Source organism: Pseudomonas sp. (assembly GCF_050739995.1).
In the GTDB taxonomy this organism is placed as follows: Bacteria; Pseudomonadota; Gammaproteobacteria; order Pseudomonadales; family Pseudomonadaceae; genus Aquipseudomonas.
In genome coordinates this window covers 1-6,842 of sequence record NZ_JBOICG010000167.1, presented here as the reverse complement: position 1 = coordinate 6,842, position 6,842 = coordinate 1, and the positions used below count along the sequence as shown (strand labels likewise).

At 60.7% G+C, this 6,842-nt stretch carries 7 protein-coding genes; 5 read left to right on the top strand and 2 right to left on the bottom strand.

The features are described from left to right. Positions 1–49: 49 nt before the first annotated feature. A complete protein-coding gene (choX, locus tag ACRESD_RS05915) occupies positions 50–964 on the bottom strand; it encodes a choline ABC transporter substrate-binding protein (protein ID WP_431750074.1) in 915 nt (304 codons plus the stop codon). A gap of 18 nt (positions 965–982) precedes the next feature. After that, positions 983–2,497, bottom strand: coding sequence for a choline-sulfatase (betC, locus tag ACRESD_RS05910; protein WP_431750073.1), 1,515 nt, complete (start codon positions 2,495–2,497; stop codon positions 983–985). A 103-nt stretch (positions 2,498–2,600) separates the two neighbouring features. Here betC and ACRESD_RS05905 point away from each other — a divergent pair, with 103 nt between their 5' ends. From ACRESD_RS05905 to dgoD, 5 genes are all read left to right on the top strand, one after another. Next, complete coding sequence (locus ACRESD_RS05905; RefSeq protein ID WP_431750072.1) at positions 2,601–3,551, top strand: choline sulfate utilization transcriptional regulator; 951 nt, start codon at positions 2,601–2,603, stop codon at positions 3,549–3,551. A gap of 30 nt (positions 3,552–3,581) precedes the next feature. After that, positions 3,582–3,908 (top strand): DOPA 4,5-dioxygenase family protein, encoded by a 327-nt coding sequence (locus ACRESD_RS05900; protein ID WP_431750071.1) that lies wholly within the window; start codon positions 3,582–3,584, stop codon positions 3,906–3,908. 163 nt (positions 3,909–4,071) lie between these two features. Continuing rightward, the gene (locus tag ACRESD_RS05895) at positions 4,072–5,031 is read left to right on the top strand and encodes a 2-dehydro-3-deoxygalactonokinase (protein ID WP_431750070.1); all 960 of its coding nucleotides are present in this window, start codon (positions 4,072–4,074) and stop codon (positions 5,029–5,031) included. A gap of 1 nt (position 5,032) precedes the next feature. Next, a complete protein-coding gene (locus tag ACRESD_RS05890; protein WP_431750069.1) occupies positions 5,033–5,653 on the top strand; it encodes a 2-dehydro-3-deoxy-6-phosphogalactonate aldolase in 621 nt (206 codons plus the stop codon). Positions 5,654–5,700: 47 nt separating this feature from the next. Further along, a partial coding sequence (dgoD, locus tag ACRESD_RS05885; RefSeq protein ID WP_431750068.1) for a galactonate dehydratase occupies positions 5,701–6,842 on the top strand: 1,142 nt, incomplete at its 3' end.

The following is a 6,842-nucleotide window of genomic DNA, read 5'->3' as shown; positions in this document are numbered from 1 at the left end:
GGTGATGCTATCGCAGGCAAGCCAGCTCCCACAGGGGCGGCTGAGGCCTTTAGAGTTTGGCTTTTACCGCGGGCAATGCGTCTTGGCCGTCCAGGGTCTTCACGCCGTCCAGCCACTTGTCGAGCACGGCCGGATTGGCCTTGATCCACGCCTTCGCCGCATCGGCATTGCTGACCTTGTTGTTGGCCACCTCGGCCATGATGCTGTTCTCCATTTCCTGGGTGAAGCCGAGATTGGTCAGCAGCTTCCCGATGTTCGGGCAGGCCTGCGCATAACCCTTGCGGGTCAAGGTATACACACTGCCGGTGTCGCCAAAGTATTTCTCGCCGCCCTTGAGGTAATGCATTTTCAACTGCACGTTCATCGGGTGCGGTGTCCAGCCAAGAAAGGTGACGAATTTCTGTTTCTTCACCGAGCGCGACACCTCGGCAAGCATCGCCTGCTCGCTGGACTCAATCAGCTTCCACTGGCCGAGATCAAAGTCGTTCTTCTTGATGATTTCCTGCAACGAGATATTTGCCGGCGCGCCGGAGCCGATGCCGTAGATCTTCTTGTCGAACTTGTCGGCGAATTTACTCAGGTCGGCAAAGTCATGCACCCCGGCGTCCCACACATAGTCCGGCACGGCGAGGGTGAACTCGGTGCCGTCGAGGTTCTTCGCCAGTTGCACCACATCGCCATTGGCCACGAACTTGTCATAGAAACCCTGTTGCGCCGGCATCCAGTTCCCCAGGAACACATCCACTTGACCGTCCTTGAGCCCGCCAAAAGTGATCGGCACGGCCAGGGTGTCGACCTTGGGTTTGTAGCCCATGCCCGTCAGCAGGAAACCGGTGATGGCATTGGTGGCCGCGATATCGCTCCAGCCTGGATCGGCCATCTTTACCGTTTCACAACTGGCGTCTGCGTAAACATTGGCGCTTCCCAGCGCCAGGAGCCCCAGCATCACAGTTAACTTTTGCATGGCCTTCCCTCTGTCTATTTATTGGTTTTGGCAGGGTTGTGGATAACGTGCCTTGCGCTCCAGGTCGTCGAGGTCGATATGGTTGCGCATGTATTGCTGACTGGCGTCCACCAGTGGCTGGTGGTCCCAGCTCTTCAGCTTGCCCTCGGTCAGCGCCTCAAACACCAGGCGACGGCGGCGTTGGCTGGCGAGCACCTGTTGGTGGATCGCCGGGATGTCCCATGTGGCCCGTGCCTCGTCCAGGAAAGCTGCAAACAACGCCTGATGGTGCGGCGACTGGCTGAGGTCTTCCTGCTCCCGTGGGTCGTTGTGTACATCGAACAGTAGGCAAGGGTCGTCTTCGCTGTAGATGAATTTGTAGGCGCCACGGCGAATCATCATCAGCGGACTGATAGTGCCTTCGGCCATGTACTCGCCAAACACTTCATCATGCCCGCCCTGCCCTTGCAGGTGCGGGAGCAGTGAGCGGCCGTCCAGCGGCAGGCGCGGGTCCAGTTCGCCGCCGGCCAGTTCCACCAGGGTCGGCAACAGGTCGGCGGTGGACACGGCTTGAGACACGCGGCCCGCCGCGAATTGCCCCGGCGCATTCACCAGCAGCGGCACCCGGGCGGCCATTTCAAACCAGTGCATTTTGTACCAGAGGCCGCGCTCGCCGAGCATGTCGCCGTGGTCGCCGGAGAAGATGATGATCGTGTCGTCGGCCAGGCCGGTGTCTTCCAGGGTTTGCAGAAGCTTGCCGACGTTACTGTCGATGTAGCTGCACGCACCGAAGTAGGCGCGCCGCGCATCGCGAATCTTATCCACAGGCAATGGCTTGCCCCATAGGTCGTAGACCTTGAGCAGGCGCTGGGAATGCGGATCGAGATCAGCCTGAGGCGGCGTCGCAGGCAAAGGGATATCGCTGTCGTCGTACAGATCCCAGAATGGTTTGGGAATGGTGTACGGGTCGTGGGGATGGGTCATCGATACGGTCAAGCAGAACGGTTGGTCGCCGTCTTCACGGATATGGTCGAACAGATACTGCTGGGCTTTGAACACCACCTCTTCGTCGAAATCCAGCTGGTTGGTGCGCACGCACGGGCCGGCTTGCAGCACCGACGACATGTTGTGGTACCAGGTGGGGCGCACGTCCGGTTCATCCCAGTTCACGGCCCAGCCATAGTCGGCGGGGTAGATGTCGCTGGTCAGGCGCTCTTCGTAGCCGTGCAGTTGGTCCGGCCCGCAGAAATGCATCTTGCCTGACAGCGCTGTGCGATAGCCGAGACGGCGCAGGTAGTGGGCATAAGTCGGTACATCGGCGGGGAAATCCGCCGCGTTGTCGTAGGCGCCGATCTTGCTCGGCAACTGGCCGCTGACCAATGTGAAGCGCGACGGCGCGCACAACGGGCTGTTGCAATAGGCTGCGTCGAACACTACGCCCTGGGCGGCGAGGCGGCTCAGGTTCGGCAGTTTGATCGGGGAAGGTCCGTAGAACGGCAGCATCGGCGCAGCCATTTGATCGGCCATGATGAAAAGAATGTTCTTGCGCTTCATGATCTATCGGCATTCCATAGGCAGTGTTTATGCGAATGAGCATGCGGCCCATGGAAAGTGGGGTAAAGCCCATGAAAAGCAATGTCTAGGATAACTACAGCTTATGTATGAAGCCCTCGGTGGCCTGTCCCTTGACCTGTTGCGCGTCTTCGAAGCCGCCGCGCGCCATCGCAGCTTTACCGCTGCCGCGATGGAGCTGGGCACCACCCAGCCGGCCATCAGCCAGCAGATCAAGCGCCTTGAGGAACAGTTGGCGATTCGCTTGTTTGATCGCATCTACCGAGGCATCGAATTGACCGACGCGGGTATGCTGTTGTTCGAGCACACCCAGGGTGGCTTGCAGACCATCAACCAAGGCCTGAGCGCAATCACCCAGCAGGGTCAGCATGAGGTGTTGCAAGTAGCCACCGACTTCGCGTTCGCTGCCTACTGGCTGATGCCGCGCCTGCATCGTTTCCATCAGGCCAACCCGCTGGTGGATGTCAGCCTGGTCACCAGCGAACGCAATCACGCCACCCTGCGCAGTGATATCGACGTAGCGGTGTTGTTTGGCGATGGCCGCTTCAAACAGGGCGACAGCCTGTGGCTGTTCAATGAGGAGGTTTTCCCGGTGTGCAGCCCGCAGTGGCTCAAGGCGCAGTCCACGCCGCTGACTGTACGAAATTTGCAGGATTCTCCCCTGCTGCACCTGCGCCAGGAAAACAACAGCCAGTGGTTCGACTGGAGCGGTATGTTTCGCGAGTTGGGCATCACTGCCACGCCCACCCCAGGCCAGTTGCGCTTCGACAACTACACGCTGTTGATCCAGGCAGCGATTGCCGGCCAGGGTGTTGCCATCGGTTGGCTCCACCTGGTGGATGATCTGCTGCAACAGAACTGGTTATGCCGGCCGATCAGCGACACGGTGGTGTCGCGCTTCGGGTATTACGTCGTGCAGCCACAGCGTAAACGTCGGGGCCAGTTGATCGAGCGCTTTGTCGACTGGTTGGTAGCGGAGCAGGCCAGCAGCGCGAAGTCGTTGACCGGGCTGGCCCTGCCGTCGATTGCGGTCTAGGATCGGCGCACAGTGGACACGGATTTCGCCATGCAACGTATCAAGGGCTATCACGCCCATATCTATTTCGACGCCAGCACCATCGAGCAGGCGCGCACCCTGTGTGAAGACGCGACCAAGCTGTTCCCGTTGCGTATGGGGCGCGTGCACGAGCGGCCTGTGGGCCCGCACCCGGACTGGAGCTGCCAACTGGCGTTCGAGCCGGAATACATCGGCGTGGTACTGCCGTGGTTGGCGTTGCACCGCAATGGCCTGGTGGTGTTCCTGCACCCTGAAACTGGTGATGACCTGAAAGATCACACCGACTACGCGATCTGGATGGGAGCGATGCGCGAGCTGAATTTGTCTATTTTTTAATCAGCGCTGATACGAATCCCGTTCCCTTGTGCAAAGGCGACGGGATTTTTTATGGTTTTCTCTCAATATATGGGATTGATATTTATATATTGAGATATGGTCAGGCATAGGTTTATATTCGCCCATCTGCTTTTTTCAGCACCCACTCATTTCAGGTGAAGCGATGCAGGCGCAATTGATCGCGCTCGATTGGGGAACCAGTTCCCTTCGTGCTTATAAACTCGGTCCGGCAGGCGTGGTGCTGGAACAGCGCGCGCTGGCGTGGGGCATCATGCATTTGCCCAGCGAGCCCCGGGACATTGCCGGTGTGCGTTGCAGCAACGGTTTCGAGTTGGCGTTCGATGCGGCGTGTGGCGATTGGCTCGACGCCGAGCCAAGCCTGCCGGTGATCGCCTGCGGCATGGTCGGCAGCGCCCAGGGCTGGAGCGAAGCGGCCTACCGCAATACGCCGGTCGACGTTGCAAGCCTGGGCCAGGCGCTGCACCGCGTGCACAGCGTGCGTGGGGTCGACGTGCACATCGTGCCGGGTGTGATCGAGCAGGTTGGCTTGCCCAATGTGATGCGCGGCGAAGAAACCCAGGTATTGGGCGTGCTGCAAGGGCTGGGCGCTGATGTGTTGATCGGCTTGCCCGGCAGCCATTCCAAGTGGGTCGAGGTCGTCGAAGGCTGCATCACCCACTTCGACACCTTCATGACCGGCGAGCTGTTCGCGGTGCTGAGCAAGCACAGCCTTCTTGGGCGGACTCAACGAGTATCCGAGCACTTCCAGGCCGAAGCCTTTGACCGTGGCGTGCAGGTGGCGCTGTCAAAAGATGGCCAGCGCGGCGTGCTGTCGACCTTGTTCAGCGCCCGCACCCTTGGACTCACTGCCGAACTCGCCCCTGACCAACAGCCCGATTACCTGTCCGGCTTGCTCATCGGTCATGAACTCGCAGGCCTGCCCGTCAGTGCCCAATACAAGCCCATCATCCTGGTCGGCGCCGCCGCCCTCTGCGCCCGTTATCAACGTGCCCTCGCCCTTTGCGGCTTTGCCCACGTCAGCCTGGCACAGGAAGCCACCGAGCGTGGCCTGTGGCAACTGGCCGTGGCGGCCGGGCTCACTCAACCTGTATCGGAGGCCTGACATGCTCAAGCAAGCACTCGCGCAAAACGGTTTGATCGCCATTCTGCGCGGCATTCGCCCGGACGAGGCCCAAGCCATCGGCCAGGTGCTGTACCAGGCTGGTTTTCGTGTGATTGAAGTCCCACTGAATTCGCCGGACCCTTACACCAGCATCCGCACCCTGCGTGACACCCTGCCCGCCGATTGCCTGATCGGCGCCGGTACGGTGTTGACGCCTGCACAGGTCGAACAGGTGAAAGCCGCGGGTGGCCAGGTCATCGTGATGCCCCACAGCGATGCCAAGGTACTGCGTGCGGCCAAGGCAGCCGGCTTGTTGCTGTCGCCGGGCGTCGCCACGCCTACTGAAGCCTTCGCCGCCCTGGCCGAAGGTGCCGACGTATTAAAGCTGTTCCCCGCCGAGCAAATGGGCCCCGCCGTGATCAAGGCGTGGCTGGCGGTATTACCTGCGGGCACTTTGTTGCTGCCGGTGGGCGGTATCACCCCGGACAACATGCAGGTGTTTATCGACGCCGGCGCCAAAGGGTTCGGGCTGGGTTCCGGGTTGTTCAAACCGGGTATGACGGTGGATCAGGTCGCGAGCCGCGCCCAGGCTTATGTGGCTGCCTGGAACGCCCTGAGCTGACTTCAAGTTCGCGCCCGCAGGCGCTGCATCTATAAGAGAGATAACAGATGAAAATTACCAAGCTGACGACCTTTATCGTCCCGCCGCGCTGGTGCTTCCTCAAGGTCGAGACCGACCAGGGCGTAACCGGTTGGGGTGAGCCCGTGGTTGAGGGCCGCGCCCATACCGTGGCGGCTGCCGTCGAAGAACTGTCCGACTACCTGATCGGCAAGGACCCACGCAATATCGAAGACATTTGGACGGTGCTTTACCGCGGCGGCTTCTACCGTGGCGGCGCGGTGCACATGAGCGCCCTGGCCGGCATCGACCAGGCGCTGTGGGACATCAAGGGTAAGGCCCTCGGCGTGTCGGTCAGTGATCTGCTCGGCGGCCAAGTGCGCGACAAGATCCGCGTGTATTCCTGGATTGGCGGCGACCGCCCCGCCGACACCGCTCGTGCCGCCAAAGAGGCCGTGGCCCGCGGCTTCACTGCCGTGAAGATGAACGGCACTGAAGAACTGCAGTTCGTCGACAGCTTCGAAAAAGTCGACCTGGCCCTGGCCAATGTCGCCGCCGTGCGTGATGCGGTCGGCCCCAACGTCGGTATTGGCGTCGACTTCCATGGCCGCGTGCACAAGCCCATGGCCAAAGTGCTGATGAAGGAACTGGACCCGTACAAGTTGATGTTCATCGAAGAGCCGGTGCTCAGTGAAAACTACGAAGCATTGAAAGAGCTGGCGCCGCTCACCAGTACGCCGATTGCCCTGGGCGAGCGCCTGTTCTCGCGTTGGGACTTCAAGCGCGTGCTCAGCGAAGGCTATGTCGACATCATCCAGCCGGATGCTTCCCACGCGGGCGGCATCACCGAAACCCGCAAGATCGCCAACATGGCCGAAGCCTACGATGTGGCCCTGGCCCTGCATTGCCCGCTGGGCCCGATTGCCCTGGCGGCCTGCTTGCAATTGGACGCTGCTTGCTACAACGCGTTTATCCAGGAGCAGAGCCTGGGCATTCACTACAACGAGAGCAACGACTTGCTCGACTACGTGCGCGATCCGGGCGTGTTCGACTATGACCAGGGTTTCGTGAAAATCCCCAACGGGCCAGGCCTGGGTATCGAGATCAACGAGGAATATGTGATCGAACGCGCGGCCATCGGCCATCGCTGGCGCAACCCGATCTGGCGCCATGCCGACGGCAGCTTCGCCGA

Coding starts and splice junctions, on each gene's coding strand:
- choX (WP_431750074.1), bottom strand. CDS start 964: ATGCAAAAGTTAACTGTGATGCTGGGGCTCCTGGCGCTGGGAAGCGCC.
- betC (WP_431750073.1), bottom strand. CDS start 2,497: ATGAAGCGCAAGAACATTCTTTTCATCATGGCCGATCAAATGGCTGCG.
- ACRESD_RS05905 (WP_431750072.1), top strand. CDS start 2,601: ATGTATGAAGCCCTCGGTGGCCTGTCCCTTGACCTGTTGCGCGTCTTC.
- ACRESD_RS05900 (WP_431750071.1), top strand. CDS start 3,582: ATGCAACGTATCAAGGGCTATCACGCCCATATCTATTTCGACGCCAGC.
- ACRESD_RS05895 (WP_431750070.1), top strand. CDS start 4,072: ATGCAGGCGCAATTGATCGCGCTCGATTGGGGAACCAGTTCCCTTCGT.
- ACRESD_RS05890 (WP_431750069.1), top strand. CDS start 5,033: ATGCTCAAGCAAGCACTCGCGCAAAACGGTTTGATCGCCATTCTGCGC.